Annotated in this window: 1 pseudogene; it reads left to right on the top strand. The window is 61.4% G+C overall.

The window, feature by feature from the left end:
• Positions 1-155, top strand: a pseudogene (locus tag EOB49_RS36080) (GntR family transcriptional regulator); the annotation flags it as partial.
• Positions 156-228 lie beyond the last annotated feature (73 nt).

The following is a 228-nucleotide window of genomic DNA, read 5'->3' as shown; positions in this document are numbered from 1 at the left end:
CCGATCAGGACCATCGCGCGATCCTCTCCGCCTTGCGGCAGGGAAACACCGAATCCGCGGCCGACACACTGGGGCGGCACGTCCAATGGATTGGCCGCAAGCCGGTCAGGACGGCCTCCGGGACGACGCGCGAAGCTTTTGCCATCGTAGGTTAGACGGCCTCCGCCAAAGCCAGGGCTTGCAATCCCCAGGGAAGTGTGGATTCGATAATAGATCGGAAAGAGAAAT

Source organism: Mesorhizobium sp. M7A.F.Ca.MR.148.00.0.0, assembly GCF_003997735.1.
Classification (GTDB): domain Bacteria; phylum Pseudomonadota; class Alphaproteobacteria; order Rhizobiales; family Rhizobiaceae; genus Mesorhizobium.
This window is presented reverse-complemented; position numbering and strand designations above follow the sequence as displayed.